Consider the following 16950-nt stretch of genomic DNA (forward strand, 5'->3'; position numbering starts at 1 on the left):
TCACATCCGTTCCGGGGCGTCGACGCCGAGCAGCGCCAGGCCGTTGGCGAGCACCGTGCGGGCGGCGACGCAGAGCGCGAGACGCGCGCGGTGCAGGTCGGAGACCTCCTCGTCGCCCTGGGGCAGGACGCGGCAGGAGTCGTAGAACTTGTGGTAGGCGCCGGCGAGCGACTCCAGGTAGCGGGCGACCCGGTGCGGCTCGCGCAGCTCGGCCGCGGTGCGCAGGATGTCGCCGAACTCGCCGAGGGTGCGGATCAGGTCGCCCTCGCGGGCGTGGTCCAGCAGGCCGTAGTCCTCGCCGGGGGTGATGCCGAGGTCCGCGGCGTTGCGGGCCAGCGAGGACAGCCGGGCGTGCGCGTACTGGACGTAGAACACCGGGTTCTCGCTGGTCCGGCTGGCCAGCAGGTCCAGGTCGATGTCCAGGCCGGAGTCCACCGACGAGCGGACGAGCGAGTACCGGGCGGCGTCGACGCCGACGGCCCCGACCAGGTCGTCCATCGTCACGACGGTGCCGGCGCGCTTGCTCATCCGGACCGGGGTGCCGTCCTTGACCAGGTTGACCAGCTGCCCGATCAGGACCTCGACGACGGCCGGGTCGTCGCCGAACGCGGCCGCGGCGGCCTTGAGCCGGGCGACGTAGCCGTGGTGGTCCGCGCCGAGCATGTAGATGCACAGGTCGAACCCGCGGGCCCGCTTGTCGCGCAGGTAGGCGATGTCGCCGGCGATGTAGGCGGGGCGGCCGTCGGACTTGATGACGACGCGGTCCTTGTCGTCGCCGTGGTCGGTCGAGCGCAGCCACCAGGCGCCGTCGGCCTCGTAGAGCGAGCCCTTCTCCTTCAGCGCGGCGACGGCGTTCTCCACCGCGCCCGAGTCGTGCAGCGACTGCTCGTGGAACCACACGTCGAACTCGACGCGGAACTCTCCCAGCTTCTGCTTGATCTCGGTGAACATGAAGCCGACGCCGACCCGGCGGAAGACCTCGTCGCGCTCGGTGTCGGGCAGCTCCAACGCGCCGGGCTCGGCCGCGACGACGCGCTGGGCGATCTCGGCGATGTAGTCCCCGCCGTAGCCGTTCTCCGGGGCGGGCTCGCCCTTCGCGGCCGCGACCAGGGAGCCGACGAACCGGTCGATCTGGGCGCCGGCGTCGTTGAAGTAGTACTCGCGGGTGACCTTCGCGCCGCGCGCGGACAGCACCCGGCCCAGCGCGTCGCCGACCGCGGCCCACCGGGTGCCGCCCAGGTGCAGCGGGCCGGTCGGGTTGGCGGAGACGAACTCCAGGTTGACGTTGCGCCCGGCCAGCTCGTCGCCGGTGCCGTAGCCCGCGCCCGCGGCGAGGACCTCCCCGACGATCGCGCCCTGCGCGTCGGCGGCCAGGCGCAGGTTGATGAACCCGGGCCCGGCGATCTCGGCGCTGGCGACGCCGTCGCGGGTCGCCAGCTCCTCGGCCAGCCAGGTGGCGAGCTCGCGCGGGTTCACGCCGGCCTTCTTGGCGGTGCGCAGCGCGATGTTGGTCGCGTAGTCGCCGTGGTCGGGGTTGCGGGGACGCTCGACCCCCGCATCGGCCGGCAGGGCGGAGACGTCCAGGTCGCGTCGGATCAGCACGTCCCGCGCGACGTCACGGACCAGGTCGGCGAGCACGTCGGGATTCACCACCCGGATTCTACGGAGGGACCCCCGGCACCCTCATGCAGGTATCCGCACCCCGACCGGCGACGATGCGGGGCGTGACGCCCCCCTCCACCGACCGGAGTACCCGCGCACCCGTCGTCTCCGGGGCGGTGGCGCTGCTGCTCGGGGCGGGGTTCGTCGCGGTGTCGCTGGCCTACAACCGCGGGAGCCTGGTCCCGCCGCTCGACGACGTCTACATCCACCTGCAGTACGCCCGGCAGTTCGGCGACGGCGAGCCGCTGCGCTACCAGCCGGGTGCGGAGATCACGACGGGCGCGTCGAGCCTGCTCTGGATGGTCCTGCTCGGCGCCGCGCACGCGGTCGGGTTCGACGGCCGGTGGCTGCTCGCCGTCGCCGTCGCGGGCGGGGTCGTCGGCGTCGCCCTCGCCGCGGTTTTCACCTCGGCCGCCGCGACCCGGCTGGGCGGCCGCGCGGCCGGGTGGTGGGCGGGGCTGCTCACCGCGCTGTGCGGGCCGCTGCTGTGGGGCGGGGCCAGCGGCATGGAGGTGGGTCTGCTCGCGGCCCTGGTCACCGGCACCCAGCTGTCCTACCTGCGCGAACGTCCCCGATTCCGGTGGACGCCGGTGGTCGCGGCGCTGCTGGCCCTCACCCGTCCCGAGGGCTTCCTGGTCGCCGCCGCGTTCGTCGCCGCGATGCTGTGGACGCTGTACCGGCAGCGGTCCTCCCCCGCCGCGGCGCCGTGGTGGCGGGGCGTGCCGGTCGTGCTGCCGGTGGTGGTGTTCGCCGGGCAGCTGCTGCTGTTCCGGGTGCTCACCGGGACCTCCCAGGCCAACGGGGTGCTCGCGAAGTCGTGGCTGCACACGGGGTTCCTGCACCAGCCGCTGGAGATCGCCGACCACGTGCAGCGCAACGTCGCGGCACTGCTCGCCTCGCTGGCCGGGCTGTCCGGGCAGGACGTGCTGGCGCCGCTCGCGCTCGTCGTCGCGGTGCTGGGGGTCGCCGCGCTCGCCGCGCGCCGGGAGCGGACCCTCGCGGTCGCGCTCGGCGGCGGGCTGGTGCTGGTGGTGGCGGCCGTTGCCACCCTGACGACGGCGATGTGGCAGGACCTGCGCTACCTGCAGCCGTTCCTGCCGCTGCTGCTCCTGCTCGTGGTGCTGGGCGCCGGTCTCGTGCCGCACCGGGCGGCGCGCGGCGGGCTGCTCGCGGTGGTGCTGCTGTTCACCGTCGCCGCGACGCCCGCCTGGGCGCTACGGCTGGGCCAGCAGGCCTCGGCGATGCGCGAGGGACCGGTGAGCGTCGCGCAGTGGATCGCCGGGAACGTGCCGCCGGGCGAGGCCGTCGCCGTCAACGACGTCGGCGCCGCGGCCTGGTTCGGCGGTCACCGCACCGTCGACCTGGTCGGCCTGACCACGAACGGGATGGCGGCGCAGTCGCTGAACGGGCCCGGGACGCTCTACGAGGCCCTGCGCGCGCTGCCGCCGGACGAGCGGCCGCGGTGGTTCGCGGTGTTCGACCGGTGGGGCGGGGTCCCCGTCGCCGACCTCGGCCGCGCCGGGCTGCTCGGCACCGAGCCGGTCATCACCTTCGGGCTCGCCGGGCCCGCCCGGCCCATCTCGGCGTCCGCACCGCAGACCTGCCAGATCGACCGCAGCTGCGACCGGGTGAGCATCTGGCGTGCGGACTGGTCCGCCGCGGACTCCGCGCAGGCACCGGACGCACCCGTGCCCGGCCGGATCGTGGACCACCTGAACGTCGGGGACACCGCCGACGAGGCCGCGCACGGCTGGACGACCGACCCGCCGGTGCTCGGCGTGCAGCCGGACTCGGTGCTGGACCGGGCCGCCGTCGCACCGGGACGGCTCGTCGCCGACAGCGGCCGGCACGTCGTCGGCGGGGAGACCTTCACCCTCGGCGGCACCGTCCCCGGACGGCCGGTCACCCTGACCGGGCGGATCGGTGCCGGGCCCGCGCTGCCCGGCGAGCGGACCCGGGTGGTCGCCGTCGACGTCGACGGCCGCCCCGCCGGGGAGTGGACGCTGCCGGACGCGCAGCCGTGGGCGCAGGCGTCGTTCACGGTGCCCGGGGAGCTCGTGACCGGTGACCGCGTCACGGTGACCACCCGCCCGGTCGCGCCGCTGCTCGCGCCCTACCCCGACTACCGCTCCTACGGGTGGTGGGCGAGCCGCTGACGGGGTCTTCCTAGACTCGGGCGAACCCGCCCGCCGACCACGAACAGGACTCCCCCATGGCCAGCGGCAAGTCCGGCAAGAAGCGACCGTCGATGCCGAGCTCGGTCGGCCGGCGCCAGTTCCCCTGGGGCATGGTCGCCGCGATCACCGTGCTGGTGCTGCTCGCGGGGGCGTTCATCGTCTACCCGCTGGTGCAGCGCAACCAGAACCGGGCCTGGGAGCCCTCCGACGACAACCGCAACCCGGCGCTCGCGATCCCCGGCATCGTCAGCCAGGACTACCCGGGCCTGCAGCACGTGCTCGGCTTCCAGCGGGTCGCCTACACCCACAGCCCGCCCTTCGGCGGCGCGCACGACGGCTTCTGGGCCGCCTGCAACGGCGTGGTCTACCCGAACCCGGTCCGCTCGGAGAACCTCGTGCACTCCCTGGAGCACGGCGCCGTGTGGATCGCCTACAACCCCGACACCCTCGACGAGGCCGGGCGGGCCGCGCTGGCCCAGCGGGTCGAGGGCCAGCCGTACACGGTGATGTCGCCCTACCCGGGGCTCGACGCGCCGATCTCGCTGCAGTCCTGGGGCAACCAGCTGAAGGTCCAGACCGCCGACGACGAGCGGATCGACCAGTTCGTCCGCGCCCTGCGCCTCAACCGCTTCACCCACCCCGAGGTCGGCGCCTCCTGCGACGCCCTCGGTGCGCAGGGCTTCGACCAGGACAACCCGCCGGCCTTCCAGCCGATCCCGGAGCAGTCCACCGTCGACGGGCAGACGATCCTGCCCGAGAACCAGGGCGCGACCCCCGGCGGCGCCCCGGCGCCCGACCCCGCCGTCCCCGGGCAGCCCGCACCCGGTCAGCCGGCCCCGGCGCCCGCGCCCGCCCCCGGGCAGTGACGCCCCGATGACGACCCCGGCCGACGAGACCCCGCTCTGGCGGAACCCGATCACGATCGCGCTCGGCGTGATCGCGCTGGTCGCGGTGCTCGTCGCCGGGTTCGCGGTCCGCGGCGCGTTCGGCCCGTTCGTGCCCGAGCCGGGCTCGGTCGACGTCGGGTTCGCCCAGGACATGACCGTGCACCACCGCCAGGCCGTCGAGATGGCGTCCTGGGAACGCGACCGCGCCACCGACCCGCGGGTGCGGCAGCTGGCGTTCGACATCGAGACCACCCAGAACCAGCAGGTCGGCCGGATGCAGGGCTGGCTCGGCCTGTGGGACGCGCCGAGCCTGCCCAGCGGCGGCCACATGGCCTGGATGGACGACTCCGCACACGCCGGCATGTCCGGCATGTCCGGGACCTCCGGCGGCGTCGCGACGATGCCGGGGATGGCGAGCACCGCCGACCTCGCCCGGCTGCGGGCCACCCCGCCCGGCACCGCGCTGGATGTCGAGTTCCTCCAGCTGATGCTGCGCCACCACCTGGGCGGCGTGTCGATGCTGGAGTACGCCCGCGACCACGCCGACACCGGCGAGGTCCGCAACCTCGCGTCGCAGATGCTCTTCTCGCAGAACTCCGAGGCGGACCTGATGCGCGGGCTGCTCGCCGAGCGCGGCGCGGCCCCGCTGCCCCTGGGCTGACCGCCCCGGGTGCCGGGACTGGACGACCGGCACCGCGGCGCGCTCTGATGGGAGCTGCCGCAGACGCCGGCGCCACCCCGTGGCCATCCGCGGCCGAGGAGGCCCCGTGAGCAGCACCGCGACCGTCGACGTCCCCCACCTGGGCGGATCCCGGATTGGGTACCGGTCCGGCAGGCCGCACGACCCGTCGCTGCCGACCGTCGTCATGGTCAACTCCTTCACCACGACCGTCGACCTCTACCGCCCCCAGTTCGAGGACACCGCGCTGTCGGGCGCGGCGAACCTGCTCGCCCTGGAGCCCTACGGGCACGGCGCGACGAGGTCTGCCTACCCGCACTTCACCTACTGGGACAGCGCCCTGGCGAACCTGCAGGCCATGGACGCGCTCGGCGTCGACCGGGCCTTCGTGCTCGGCACCTCGCAGGGCGGCTGGGTCGCCGCCCGGATGGCGCTGCTCGCCCCGGACCGGATCCAGGGCATCCTCCCGCTCGGCACCTCGATGGACTTCGAGAGCCCGGCCAGCCGCGAGCGGGGCTGCTGGGACGGCATCGAGTTCTGCACGCCGTCGGTCGACGCGCTGGCCGCCCCGGTCGGCGACGACTGGGTGGTGCCGGAGGAGTTCGTCGACGCCGTCCTGGGCGCAGGGCTCGGCGAGGGGATCGGCGACGAGTTCCGCGCGTTCTGGCGGCGGACCTACCGCGAGACCTACACCGGCGACGACGGCCGCCACCGCCTGCGCGTCTGCACGGTCAACCTGCGGGACCGCGACGGCCTGCACGGCAGGCTCGACGAGGTCCGCTGCCCGGTGCTGTGGCTGCACGGGACCGACGACACGGTCTACTCCGTCGCCAACGCCGAGGACGGCATCCGGCGTTTCACCGGTGCCCGGCACGCCGAGCTCGAGATCGTGCAGGGCGGGCAGCACTTCCTGAGCGCCTCGAACCCGGAGGAGGTCGACGCCGCGGCCCTGGCCTTCGTGACGCGGTGGGCGTGAACGGGACCCGGCGACGGGCATGATCGGCACCCCCCGCGCGGGCGGGGCGGGTGCGATGCGCTATCTTTCTCCCATCGCACGGCCCCCGTAGCTCAGGGGATAGAGCACCGCCCTCCGGAGGCGGGAGCGCAGGTTCGAATCCTGCCGGGGGCACGTCAACGCTTGACAGAGAACGCGGCCTCTCACCTGCTGGAACAGGGTGAGGGGTCGCGTTCGTCGTGTCCGGCCGTCATCGGCTGTGGGTGGCTCGTTGCGGGCGCGCCGGCGACGTCCCGTCGACGGTGCGCGTCACCACCCAGCGGTGCGGGGAGATCGGTCGGGTGCGGGTGAACCCTCGCCGCTCGAACACAGCCATCGGTCCGGTGTGCAGGTACGAACCCGGGACCGCTCGGTCGTCGGTCTCCTCCGGATACCCCTCCACGACCCCGCCGCCCAGGCGATCGATCTCGGCCAGCGCGCCGCCGAGCGCGATGTCGGCGACTCCCCGCTGCCGCAGCCCCTTCCCTGTGAAGAAGCAGGTGATGCGCCAGTCGGGCAGCCGCGTCAGCTCCTTCTCGTACCGCCGCCGGCTCTTGATCTCGGGGAGCTCATGCGGACTGCCGAACTGGCACCAGCCCAGACACGTGTCGCCGTCGAGAACCAGTGCGTTGTGAGTGGCACCCGACCGCACGAGCTCACGCTTCTCGGTTCGATTCTGCTGCGGGCTACGGCCTCTACCGAGCTTGACGTGGAAGCCCATGCACCAGCAACCGCCCCAGACGCCGTTGTTCGCCTCGACCAATTCGGCGAACGAAGCCCAGTTGTCCTCGTTCAGCATCGCGACCGTGAGAGCGTTCGCCATGGTGGGTCACTCTGCCAGCAGGTCGGCGAAGGCTCACTCCTCAGCGCCCGGTGCGGCCGTCGATGCGTTCGCGGAGGATGTCGGCGTGCCCGGCGTGGCGCCCGGTCTCCTCGATCATGTGCACCAGCAGCCACCGCCTCGACGGGGCCGACCTCCGTCCCACCGGCACCGGCGCCGCCCGGTCCAGGTCGGCCCAGGTGGCGATGACGGCGTCGGCCCGGGCGGTGGCCTCCCGGTAGGCGGCCACGACGTCCTCGGCGGTGTCCTCCTCCCGCGGCCGGAAGGTCGCGGGCCAGTCGCGGACGGCCTCGCCGAGGAAGTAGTGGCGTTCGACGTGCGTCAGGTGCGAGACCAGGCCGAGCAGGCTGGTCCCCGAGGGGACGCCGGGCTCGCGGGCGGCGGGGTCCGGGACGCCGGCGGCCTTGACGGCGACCGCGCCGCGGAGATGGCCCAGGAACCCGGTCAGCACGCTCTTCTCGTCCGCGGCGTCGCGGGGGAGGCCGGTGTCGTGGTGTCGGGGCACGGTCAGCTCCGGTCGGAGGGGACGGCGCCGGCGCGACGCAGGACCAGGACGGTGTCGACGACCGTGGCGGTGCGGCCGTCGGGGCCGGTCGCGAGGCGCCGGGGCTCGTCGGCGCGCTCGACGGCCCACCCGCCGGGGTCGAGGCCGAGCCCGGCGGCGATCTCGGCGGCGGTGGGGTGGCGGGTGTCCGGGTCCTGGTCCCACGACCACGGGGCGACGGACCCGTGGTCGACGACGAGGAGCACCCCGCCCGGGCGCAGTGCGCGCGCGGCGGTCCGCAGCACCGCGTCGCGGTCCAGTGTGAACGGGGTGTGCAGGTACTGGGCGGAGACCAGGTCGAACGTCCCGTCCGGGAACGTCGTCGCGAGGTCGTGGCGTTCGGCGCGGATCCGCTCCGCGAGCCCGTCGGCGCGACCACGACGCGCGAGCCCGTCCACGGCGGCGGCGGAGATGTCCACCGCCGTGACGTGCCAGCCACGCCGGGCCAGCCAGATCGTGTCGCCCCCGGCGCCGCATCCGAGGTCCAGGGCCGTGCCCGGTGCCAGCGGGCCGGCGACCTCGGCGAGCAGGGGGTTGGCGCGGACCTCTCCCCCGCCGCGGCGGCGGTACAGCTCGTTCCAGAAGGTCTCGGGGTCGGACGCGGTCGGCATGGGGTCCATCGGTGGTTCCTCCGGGAGGTGTCGGTGTGCGGGTGGGCGGGAGGGGTGGGCCGTCACGGCAGGAAGGTGAGCAGCTCGGCGAGCACGAACCCCGGGTTCTCCTCGGGCAGCCAGTGCCCGCTGCCGGGCACCTCCACCGCGCGGACCAGGTTCGGCAGGCGCGACTCGACGGACGGACGCGTCGACGTGAGCAGCCCCTGGGCGGTCATCAGCATCGTCGGCGTCGGGACGGGTGCGGCCGCGGTGTTGTCGCGCTCGTCCCGGCCGAGCGCCCGGTAGAGCTCGAAGCCGCCGCTCAGGACCTGGGGCCGGCTGTAGGTCCGGGTGAACTCGTCGATCTCCCGCTCGTCGAAGGGCGGCGTCGTGCGGCTGCCGCCGAAGCTCTCCCCGTCGTGCGCGACCTGGGCGTAGAACAGGCTCAGGTACTCGCGCACGTCGTCGGCGACGACGGTCTCGGGCACGACCCGCTTCGTGTGGAACGCGATGTGCCAGCTGAACGTGGCGTACCGGGCGGCGCTGAGCGCGGGACCCGGCAGCGGGTAGTCGAGATGGGCGTAGCGCAGGACCTCGTCCGGGTACTGGGCCGCGTACCGGAACCCGACCCCGGCTCCCAGGTCGTGCCCGACGATGCGGACCTCGCGCAGACCCAGGTGCTCCGCGACCAGTCCGTGCACGTACCGGGCGAGGGTGGCCTTGTCGTAGCCGGTGGGGACGCCCTCGCTGTCCCCCAGGCCCGGCAGGTCGACCGCGTAGACGGTGTAGTGCTCGGCGAGGGCGGGCATGATCGGCCACCACGCGTACCAGGACTGCGGCCATCCGTGCAGGAGCACCACGGGCGGGCCGGTCCCGCCGGCGACGTAGTGCATCCGCACCCCGTCGACGTCGGCGAACCCGTGCCGGAACGCGCCGTCGAACCCGGGGTCGTCCCGGGTGGCGGCGCCGAACCCGGTCGCGCCGGGCGGGGCCGGTGCCGGGCCGGCGCCCGGAGCGGAATCGGTCCCGCACCCGGCCGTCAGGGCCAGCACGGTGAGGGCGACGGCCACGGCGCGGCGGGCCGGTCGGAGAAGGTTCACCTCCGCAGCATCGGCACCCGTCGTACCTGCTTGCAAGAAATCTTGCCGATCGGCAATCTGGCGGGATGGACGACACCGGACACGACGTGCTCGCCGGAGTGGGCCCGCGGTTGCGGGACCTGCGCCGTCGCCGCGGCGCCACTCTCGACCAGCTCGCGGCGGAGACCTCGCTGACCGCGAGCACCCTGTCCCGGCTGGAGACCGGGAAGCTCCGGCCGACGCTGGAGCAGCTGTTGCCCCTCGCCCGGGCGCACGGGGTCCCGCTCGACGACCTCGTACAGGCGCCACCGACCGGTGACCCCCGCATCCATCTGCGCCCGGTGCGCCACCGCGGGCTGGTGTTCGTCCCGCTGACCCGTCGCGGCGGCGGGGTCCAGGCCTTCAAGGTGATCTACCCACCGGCCGCCGCGTCGCCGACGACCGCCCTGCAGACCCACGAGGGCTACGAGTGGTTCTACGTCCTCGACGGCCGGGTGCGCCTGGTCCTCGACGACACCGAGCACCTCCTCGACCCCGGCGAGGTGGTCGAGTTCGACACCGGCACACCGCACTGGATCGGCAGCGCCGACGACCGGCCCGCCGAGACGCTCGCGCTGTTCAGCCTCCAGGGCGAGCACGCCCACCTCGGCCGGGGTGCGACCCGTGCCGCGCACGACGGCCGAGGCCACTGAGGGCATCACCGGCGAATCCGGCCCGTTCGACGCAGGGCACGGCGGAGCGACGAAGCTGATCGAGCGGTCCGTCCTCGGCGAGCTTCAGTCGGCCCCCATGCGCGGTCACCGGCAGCGGAGCAGCGGGTCGATCGCCCGACGCCACTCAACCCAGCGCCCCGCTCCTGCCGCTGTCACTCCTCGGTGACGCAGAAGAACGCCTTGACCTGCTTTTACTAACGTGGTTAGCTTATTGTGGTCGCACGGGAACGGACACGAACCGGTACCCGGACACGCGGGGCTCAGCCGGGGAGATCCACCCCGCGCAAGAAGGTCCGCATCATCTCGACGAAGCGTCGTTCGTCCTCGTCATCCGAGGCGGGCACCAGGTCGTCGGGACCGAGTCCCTGCAGCGCGGCGCGCCCGTTCGCCGTACTGATCGCCGAACCGATCGTCATCCGATGCGCAGCTTCGAGGAGGAACAGATGCACGCGCTCCGGGACGCCCTGCCCCTCCAGTAGGAGGGAGTACCGCCGGTAGAGCCGCACGAGCAGCGGCTGCGGAAAGTACGCGACCACCAGCGGCACGGCACGCGGGTGCCGCAGCAGTGAACGGCGGAACAGCGTCGACTCCTCGACGAGCCACTCCCGCCACTGCCCGGCGGCGGGATCCGGCACGCGCGGGGTGTCCAGCACGATGGTCCGGGCGACCTCCGCCAGGATCTCCGCCTTGTCCGCGAAGTGGTTGTAGAGCGACGGCGCCCGGACGCCCAGGGCCGCGGCGAGCCGTTCGAGACTGAGCGCTGCGGGCCCGCCCTCGTCGACGATCGCCAGCGCGGCGCGGGCGGCGCCGTCACGCGTGATCAGCGGCCTGCGCCCCATCACCACCTCATCTCCTGTCGGACCGAGCCTACGGCCCACACCCACCACCACCTCACGACGGAGGACGCTCGACGATGCGCAACACCACCGTTCTCGATGCCCTGGGCGCCTGGTCGAGGCGTCGCCCCGACTCGCCTGCGCTGCAGGACCCGGCGCGTTCCCTGACCCGGCGCGAGCTCGCCGCGGCGCAGGACGCCGCCGCCGCCGCGCTGGTCGAGGCCGGGGTCCGGCCCGGCGACCGGGTCGGAGTACTCGGTCCGCTCTCCGTCGACTGGGCAGTGGCCGCGCTCGGCGTGCTGCGCGCGGGCGCAGTGCTGTGCCCGCTCAACGAACGTCTGGGAGCGTTCGAGCTGGCCGAGGTCCTCCGTCGGATCGACCCGGTGTTGGTCGTCGCCGATGACGGACACCGCCCGACGCTGGACGGCATCGACGCCGACACCCCCGCGGTCCGCTCCCTCGCGGCGATGCAGGAACGCCCCGCTGCGGGACGTTCCGTCTTGCCCGACCTGCCCCGCGACCCGACGCAGCCGGCGTGCATCCTGCCGACCTCGGGGTCGACCGGACGCCCGAAGGGGGTCGTGTACACCCACGAGGCCCTGCTCGGTGCGTTCTTCGAGTGGGCACTGCAGGCGCCGGAGCTGCTGCGTGGGCGGGCACTCGGCGTCAGTGCGTTCTCCTTCGCCGCGGGGCTGCTCAACGGCCTGCTCGGCCCCCTGGTGCTCGGTGGCAGCGTGGTACTGCTCCCCCGGTGGGACGCAGCGACCGCACTGCGTCTGATCAGGGACGAGCAGATCACCACCTTCGCCGCCACCACCATCTTCTACGAGCAGATGGCCCGGCTCCCGGAGTTCGCCGACGCCGACCTGTCCTCGTTGACCGTGGCGTTCACCGGCGGGAACCCGGTCACCACCGAACTGATCGAGGCCTGGGCTGCGAAGGGCGTCGGGCTACGACAGGCCTACGGCCTCACCGAGTCGCTGTCGAACGTCACCTTCCCGACCGTCGAGATGTCCGTGCGCAGCCCGGAGTCCGTCGGCGAGGGCGGCATCCTCACCAGGGTCGTGGTCACCGACCCCGACGGCGTCGTACTCCCGCCGGGCGAGCCCGGGGAGATCCGGATCTCGGGGCCCGGACTCGCCGCCGGCTACTGGCAGGACGAGGAGCACACGGCGGAGGCCTTCGCCGACGGGTGGCTGCGGACCGGCGATGTGGGCGTCGTCGACGACCACGGTGCGCTGCGTGTCGTCGGCCGCCTGAAGGACATGATCATCAGTGGCGGGATGAACGTCTACGCCGCCGAGGTGGAACGCGCGGCGCTCGCGCTTCCGGGCGTGGTCGAGGTGGCGGTGATCGGCGTGCCCGACGACGAGTTCGGCGAGACCCCGGCGCTGCTGCTGCGAGCGACCGAACCGTTCTCCGACCAGGCCGTACTGGAGCACTGCCGGACCCGCCTGGCCGCGTACAAGATGCCCCGCTACGTCGTGTTCCTCGACGAGCCGCTTCCGCGGACACCGAGCATGAAGATCGACAAGGCGGCCGTCCGAGACCGCCACACCGACATCCCCGCCACGCACCGTCGGCACGCACGTACCCCCCTGCCCGCGTGAACCGGGCCCCGGACGAGAGGACCAGCGCATGAGCATCGACGAGACCCCGGTGACCGGGCGGCAGGACCGCGCGTTCCGCACCATGCTCCGACACGTCGAGAAGGGCAGTACCGACTGCCACGACGAGATCGCCCGGTCCGAGGCAGCCGAGTACCGGGACCCGGGGCTGGCCGCCCTCGAACGCGATCGGGTGTTCGGCGAGGTGCCGTTCATCGTCGGCCACGGCTCGGAGATCGCGCGGCCCAACGAGTTCCTGACCCGCAGGCTGCCCCGCAACAACGCCATCGTCATCCGACAGCGCGACGGCGGCGTCAAGGCGTTCGTGAACGCGTGCCGACACCGCGGGGCCCAGCTCGTCGACGAGGCGTCCGGCCGGTGCCGGCTCTTCTCCTGCCCCTATCACCGCTGGTCCTACGACCCGAGTGGTGAGCTGCGCACCGTCACCCTCGACGACACGTTCGGCGACTTCGACCGGACTGCGTTCGGTCTGGTGGAGCTGCCCGTGCAGGAACGGCACGGGTTCCTCTGGATGATCGACAACGCGAAGCGCGGGATCGACGTCGAGAGCTGGCTCGGCCCGGAGATGGACGCCATCCTCGCCGGGTACCGGATCGAGGACCTGGTGAGCGTGACTCCACAGTCGTTCGACCGGCCGACCAACTGGAAGATCATGCAGGACGGCTTCCTCGACAACTACCACGTCAAGTACGCCCACCCGAACACGGCGGGCAAGGTCCTGCACACCAACAAGCTGGCGCTCGAGGACTACGGCAGGCACTTCTGGTTCCTCGCGGCACGCAAGAGCATCGACCGGTTCGTCGACGACGAGGACCCGGCCGGGGCCGACATCGCCAAGCACACGATCGAGAGCTGCTTCCTCGCGCCGAACAGCATGCTGCTCAAGCACGCGACGCACGTCGAGCTCCTGACCTTCCGGCCCTATGGCGACGACCCCGCGAGCTCGGTGATGGAGATGCGGATCATGGCGCCCACCACCGAGGCGCTGGAGATGGATCAGGAGCGCTGGGACGCGCTCTGGGCGAAGAACTGGAAGATCATGATCTCGATCATCCACGACGAGGACTTCCCGATCCTGGAGGGTTCGCAGGCGGCGATGCGCAGCCAGGACGCCGGGACGATGCTGCTGGGCCGCAACGAGCTGGGTAACCATCTGTTCCGGCGGGAGCTGAACCGCCTGGTCACGGCCGAGCCGGGCGCGTGACGACCACCGCGGGCCCGCCCGGCCTGGTCCGGCTGCGGGAGGTGCCGGACCTGACCGTGGCGGCCCGCGAGCTGCTCGCGCGGGCGGCCCGGTTCGACGCCGAGATGGGCTTCGGCCCACCACCGCCGGACCTCCGCCGCCCGGTGGACACCGTCATCGAGATCGACACCTGCCTGCACCGCCACGACGTCGCGCACGACGACCACTACGTGCCGGCCGGTGTCGTGTGCATCCGTGACCTCGGCGGGGGCACCGGGTCCGTCGAGCTGGTCGTCGACCCCCTGCGTCGTGCGATCGGGGTGGCGACCTCGGTGCTGGAGGTGCTCGGCACCGAGCCGGACCCGGTGTGGGGCTGGGCCGGGACCGGGTTGCACGTGCTGCACGCCGTCGCGCTCGGCAACCATCCGGCCGCCGAGCGCCTGGCGCGGCGGTCCGGTGTGGCCACCGACGCCGTCCGGCACCACCTGGTGCTCCCCGTCGACGAACCCGCACCCGACGATCCGCAGCTCACCCGGGACCGGCCGGACGGCACCGTCGCCGGCACCGACGACGACCGCGAGGTGGTCCTGCGCGACGTCACCGGGGGGTCCGCCCGTCTCCGACGGCCGGGCCCGGACGGCGCGCTCGCCGGGATCTCGGAGATCGCGACCGCACCCGGTACGCCGGAGCACGCACGGTGCGCGGCGCTGGTCACGCTCGTCGGCGCGGCCGTCGTCCGGCTGCGGGCGGAAGGTGCGGGAGCCGTCGAAGCGGTCGCCGACGCGGGCGACGGAGCGCTGCTGCTGGCGTTGCGCCGGTTGCGCTTCGAGCACGACCGCACCGACCTGGTCTTCCGCATCGGACCGGCCCGCTGACGCCGGGCCCGGTGTCAGGCCCGCGGACGCTCGTCGACGACCCGCCGGGCCTTGAACGTCGTCTCGGGCAGCGTCCCGGGATCGAGCAGCGTCACCGGCACCGTGATGGCGACGGCCCGGCGCAGCGCCTGCTCGGCCCGCCCGGCGAGCTCCCGCCGGGCCGCGGCGGCGTCCGCGGCGGGCAGGCCGTCGAGCGCCGTGGCGGTGGGCGCCGAGACCTCGGCCTGCACCGTGATCTCGTCCAGCGCGGCCGGGCGAGCGACCCGGATCCGGAACTCCGGCCCCAGCCCGTCCACCGAGCGCAGCGCCGTCTCGACCGCCGACGGGAAGACGTTCGCCCCGCGGACGACGAGCATGTCGTCGAGCCGGCCCAGCACGCCCTCGGGCATCCGCGGGTAGGTCCGCCCGCACGGGCACGGGTCGTCGGCGAGGTAGGTCTCGTCCCCCGGCGCGAACCGGATCATGGGCTGGGACTCGCGCCAGAGGTGGGTGTAGACGACCGCGCCGCGCCCGCCGACCGGCACCGCGGTGTGCGGGTCGTCGGGGGCGACGACCTCCACGTGCACCTCGTCGGTGATCAGGTGGGTGCCGGTGCCCGCGGTGCAGCCCACGCTGGTCTGGAACGGGTACATCTCCGACGTCGACCCCGCGTCGACGACGGTCGCGCCCCAGCCCTGCTCGATGAGGTGGCGGGTCCCGGGCAGGGAGCCCCCGGGCTCACCGCCCACCAGCAGGGTGCGGACCGTCCCCGCCGCGAGGTCGATGCCCATCCGCTCGGCCACCGACAGCAGGTGCACGCAGTACGACGGCGTCGCCGTGAACACCGTCGACCCGAGCCGTCCGATCAGCTCGAGGTGCCGCTCGGAGTCGGTGACGCCGAGCGGGAACACGGTCGCGCCGATCCGTTCGAGCCCCTGCAGCACACCCCAGCCGCCGAAGAACAGCCCGAACGGGAACCCGACCTGGGCGATGTCGTCCGGCCGGACACCCGCACACCACTGGGCCATCGCGTGCACGTCCGCGGCGCGGTCCCAGTCGCCCCGTGACACCGCGTAGAGCGTCGGTGTCCCCGAGGTGCCCGACGAGCCGTGGATCCGGGCGATCCCGGTCGACCCGTCGGGCGTGGAGAAGTCCCGGGTGTAGCTGCCGAACGGCGGATGCTCGGCCTGGTCCGCCACCAGCATCCGCTTGGTGACCACCGGGACCTTCGCGGTGAAGTCCGCGAGCGAGCGCACGTCGTCGGGGTGGAAGCCGTGCGCGTCGTAGTGCCTGCGGTAGAACGGCAGCCGGTCGTAGGCGTAGTGCAGCTGGTGGCGGATCCGGTCCAGCACCACCGCGTCGCGGTCGCGGGGGTCGCGGGTCTCCCGTTCGGCGTCCCAGAATCGGGCGAACCCCCGGTCGTCACGGTCGGTGCCGTCGACGACGGTGTGCGGCACGGCGGCGCTGCTCATGCGTGTCCTCTCTGCGGCGGGGTGGTCTCGGCGGCGGTCAGCCGGCGCTGCCCTTGGCGTTCCACCCGCCGTCGACGGGCAGGACCTCCCCGGTGAGGAAGGACGCGTCCTCCGACAGCAGGAACGCGGCCGCGGCGGCGATGTCGGCGGGCGTGCCGAGCCGCGGGATCAGGTGGGCCGCGACGAAGTTCTCCCGCATGCTGTCGGTGATCCCGGCGAGGATCGGGGTGTCGATCGTGCCCGGGCAGATGCAGTTCACCCGGATCCCGCGCGGGCTGTACTCCATCGCGACCTGCTGGGTGAGGCTGACGACGCCGCCCTTGGCCGCGCTGTAGGCGGCCAGGTTCTCCAGGCCCTTGAGCGCCGCCATCGACCCGATGTTGAGGATCGACCCGCCCCCGCCGTCGAGCATCCGCGGGATGACGGCCTGCATCCCCAGCCAGACGCCCTTGAGATCGGTGTCGACGACGTGGTCCCACCCGGCCTCGTCGAGGTCGACGACGTTGTCCGGCCCGAGGGTGTTGGTGACGCCCGCGACGTTGCCGAGGGCGTGCACCCCGCCGAACCCGCCGACGGCCTCGTCGACCAGGCGCTTCCAGTCGCCCGGGCGGCGCACGTCCATCACGACGTGCGCGCCCCGCCCGCCGGCGTCGACGATCTCGCGGGCAGTCGTGTCGTCGTCCTGCAGGTCGCCGACCACCACCGCGGCGCCCTCCGCGGCCAGCCGCAGCGCGATGCCGCGGCCGATCCCCTGCACACCGCCGGTGATGACGGCGACCTTCCCGTCGAACCTGTTCATGCTCGCTCC

The 16950-nt window shown here is 73.4% G+C and carries 16 protein-coding genes and 1 tRNA gene; 9 read left to right on the forward strand and 8 right to left on the reverse strand.

Annotated elements, in window-relative coordinates; translation table 11 throughout:
- Positions 1-1650: an arginine--tRNA ligase gene (argS, locus tag DMP17_RS41220; protein ID WP_337832379.1), complete on the reverse strand. Its 1650-nt coding sequence runs from the start codon at positions 1648-1650 to the stop codon at positions 1-3.
- Positions 1651-1724: 74 nt separating this feature from the next.
- Between argS and DMP17_RS41225 the strand changes: the two genes are divergently transcribed.
- From DMP17_RS41225 to DMP17_RS41245, 5 genes are all read left to right on the forward strand, one after another.
- Positions 1725-3818 carry a hypothetical protein gene (locus tag DMP17_RS41225; RefSeq protein ID WP_337832380.1) on the forward strand — a complete coding sequence of 698 codons (2094 nt, stop codon included), beginning with the start codon at positions 1725-1727 and terminating at the stop codon, positions 3816-3818.
- 56 nt (positions 3819-3874) lie between these two features.
- Positions 3875-4705, forward strand: coding sequence for a DUF3105 domain-containing protein (locus tag DMP17_RS41230; RefSeq protein ID WP_226350062.1), 831 nt, complete (start codon positions 3875-3877; stop codon positions 4703-4705).
- A 7-nt stretch (positions 4706-4712) separates the two neighbouring features.
- The gene (locus DMP17_RS41235; protein WP_226350061.1) at positions 4713-5387 is read left to right on the forward strand and encodes a DUF305 domain-containing protein; all 675 of its coding nucleotides are present in this window, start codon (positions 4713-4715) and stop codon (positions 5385-5387) included.
- A 106-nt stretch (positions 5388-5493) separates the two neighbouring features.
- Complete coding sequence (locus DMP17_RS41240; RefSeq protein ID WP_337832381.1) at positions 5494-6381, forward strand: alpha/beta fold hydrolase; 888 nt, start codon at positions 5494-5496, stop codon at positions 6379-6381.
- An 81-nt stretch (positions 6382-6462) separates the two neighbouring features.
- Positions 6463-6534, forward strand: a tRNA-Arg gene (locus DMP17_RS41245).
- 76 nt (positions 6535-6610) lie between these two features.
- Here DMP17_RS41245 and DMP17_RS41250 read toward each other — a convergent pair.
- The 4 genes from DMP17_RS41250 to DMP17_RS41265 are packed head-to-tail and all read right to left on the reverse strand — an operon-like array spanning position 6611 to position 9477.
- Positions 6611-7222: a GNAT family N-acetyltransferase gene (locus DMP17_RS41250; RefSeq protein WP_226350059.1), complete on the reverse strand. Its 612-nt coding sequence runs from the start codon at positions 7220-7222 to the stop codon at positions 6611-6613.
- Between the two features lie 40 nt (positions 7223-7262).
- Positions 7263-7745 (reverse strand): DinB family protein, encoded by a 483-nt coding sequence (locus tag DMP17_RS41255; RefSeq protein ID WP_226367476.1) that lies wholly within the window; start codon positions 7743-7745, stop codon positions 7263-7265.
- Positions 7746-7747: 2 nt separating this feature from the next.
- Positions 7748-8404 carry a class I SAM-dependent methyltransferase gene (locus DMP17_RS41260; RefSeq protein WP_374228754.1) on the reverse strand — a complete coding sequence of 219 codons (657 nt, stop codon included), beginning with the start codon at positions 8402-8404 and terminating at the stop codon, positions 7748-7750.
- 53 nt (positions 8405-8457) lie between these two features.
- Positions 8458-9477: an alpha/beta fold hydrolase gene (locus DMP17_RS41265; protein WP_337832382.1), complete on the reverse strand. Its 1020-nt coding sequence runs from the start codon at positions 9475-9477 to the stop codon at positions 8458-8460.
- 65 nt (positions 9478-9542) lie between these two features.
- Here DMP17_RS41265 and DMP17_RS41270 point away from each other — a divergent pair, with 65 nt between their 5' ends.
- Positions 9543-10148 carry a helix-turn-helix domain-containing protein gene (locus DMP17_RS41270; RefSeq protein WP_226350056.1) on the forward strand — a complete coding sequence of 202 codons (606 nt, stop codon included), beginning with the start codon at positions 9543-9545 and terminating at the stop codon, positions 10146-10148.
- Positions 10149-10429: 281 nt separating this feature from the next.
- Here DMP17_RS41270 and DMP17_RS41275 read toward each other — a convergent pair whose 3' ends face one another.
- Positions 10430-11008, reverse strand: coding sequence for a TetR/AcrR family transcriptional regulator (locus tag DMP17_RS41275; protein ID WP_226350624.1), 579 nt, complete (start codon positions 11006-11008; stop codon positions 10430-10432).
- Between the two features lie 74 nt (positions 11009-11082).
- Between DMP17_RS41275 and DMP17_RS41280 the strand changes: the two genes are divergently transcribed.
- The 3 genes from DMP17_RS41280 to DMP17_RS41290 are packed head-to-tail and all read left to right on the forward strand — an operon-like array spanning position 11083 to position 14691.
- Positions 11083-12615, forward strand: a complete 1533-nt coding sequence (locus DMP17_RS41280; protein WP_226350055.1) for a class I adenylate-forming enzyme family protein — start codon at positions 11083-11085, stop codon at positions 12613-12615.
- Positions 12616-12643: 28 nt separating this feature from the next.
- Positions 12644-13837: an aromatic ring-hydroxylating oxygenase subunit alpha gene (locus DMP17_RS41285; RefSeq protein ID WP_226350054.1), complete on the forward strand. Its 1194-nt coding sequence runs from the start codon at positions 12644-12646 to the stop codon at positions 13835-13837.
- Positions 13834-14691, forward strand: coding sequence for a hypothetical protein (locus DMP17_RS41290; protein WP_226367479.1), 858 nt, complete (start codon positions 13834-13836; stop codon positions 14689-14691). The genes DMP17_RS41285 and DMP17_RS41290 overlap by 4 nt, the downstream gene beginning before the upstream one ends.
- A gap of 14 nt (positions 14692-14705) precedes the next feature.
- Here the strand turns inward: DMP17_RS41290 and DMP17_RS41295 are convergent, their stop codons facing one another.
- Both DMP17_RS41295 and DMP17_RS41300 read right to left on the reverse strand, forming a co-directional pair.
- Complete coding sequence (locus DMP17_RS41295) at positions 14706-16142, reverse strand: phenylacetate--CoA ligase family protein (protein WP_226367480.1); 1437 nt, start codon at positions 16140-16142, stop codon at positions 14706-14708.
- A gap of 37 nt (positions 16143-16179) precedes the next feature.
- On the reverse strand, positions 16180-16941 hold the full coding sequence (locus tag DMP17_RS41300) for an SDR family NAD(P)-dependent oxidoreductase (protein ID WP_337832383.1): 762 nt from the start codon (positions 16939-16941) through the stop codon (positions 16180-16182).
- Between the last annotated feature and the right edge of the window lie 9 nt (positions 16942-16950).

It is taken from the genome of Pseudonocardia sp. TMWB2A, from assembly GCF_017312135.1.

Excerpts from the sequence above, each read along its gene's own strand:
- DMP17_RS41230 (WP_226350062.1), top strand. The coding sequence starts at position 3,875 with ATGGCCAGCGGCAAGTCCGGCAAGAAGCGACCGTCGATGCCGAGCTCG.
- DMP17_RS41235 (WP_226350061.1), top strand. The coding sequence starts at position 4,713 with ATGACGACCCCGGCCGACGAGACCCCGCTCTGGCGGAACCCGATCACG.
- DMP17_RS41250 (WP_226350059.1), bottom strand. The coding sequence starts at position 7,222 with ATGGCGAACGCTCTCACGGTCGCGATGCTGAACGAGGACAACTGGGCT.
- DMP17_RS41260 (WP_374228754.1), bottom strand. The coding sequence starts at position 8,404 with ATGGACCCCATGCCGACCGCGTCCGACCCCGAGACCTTCTGGAACGAG.
- DMP17_RS41270 (WP_226350056.1), top strand. The coding sequence starts at position 9,543 with ATGGACGACACCGGACACGACGTGCTCGCCGGAGTGGGCCCGCGGTTG.
- DMP17_RS41275 (WP_226350624.1), bottom strand. The coding sequence starts at position 11,008 with ATGGGGCGCAGGCCGCTGATCACGCGTGACGGCGCCGCCCGCGCCGCG.
- DMP17_RS41280 (WP_226350055.1), top strand. The coding sequence starts at position 11,083 with ATGCGCAACACCACCGTTCTCGATGCCCTGGGCGCCTGGTCGAGGCGT.
- DMP17_RS41285 (WP_226350054.1), top strand. The coding sequence starts at position 12,644 with ATGAGCATCGACGAGACCCCGGTGACCGGGCGGCAGGACCGCGCGTTC.
- DMP17_RS41295 (WP_226367480.1), bottom strand. The coding sequence starts at position 16,142 with ATGAGCAGCGCCGCCGTGCCGCACACCGTCGTCGACGGCACCGACCGT.
- DMP17_RS41300 (WP_337832383.1), bottom strand. The coding sequence starts at position 16,941 with ATGAACAGGTTCGACGGGAAGGTCGCCGTCATCACCGGCGGTGTGCAG.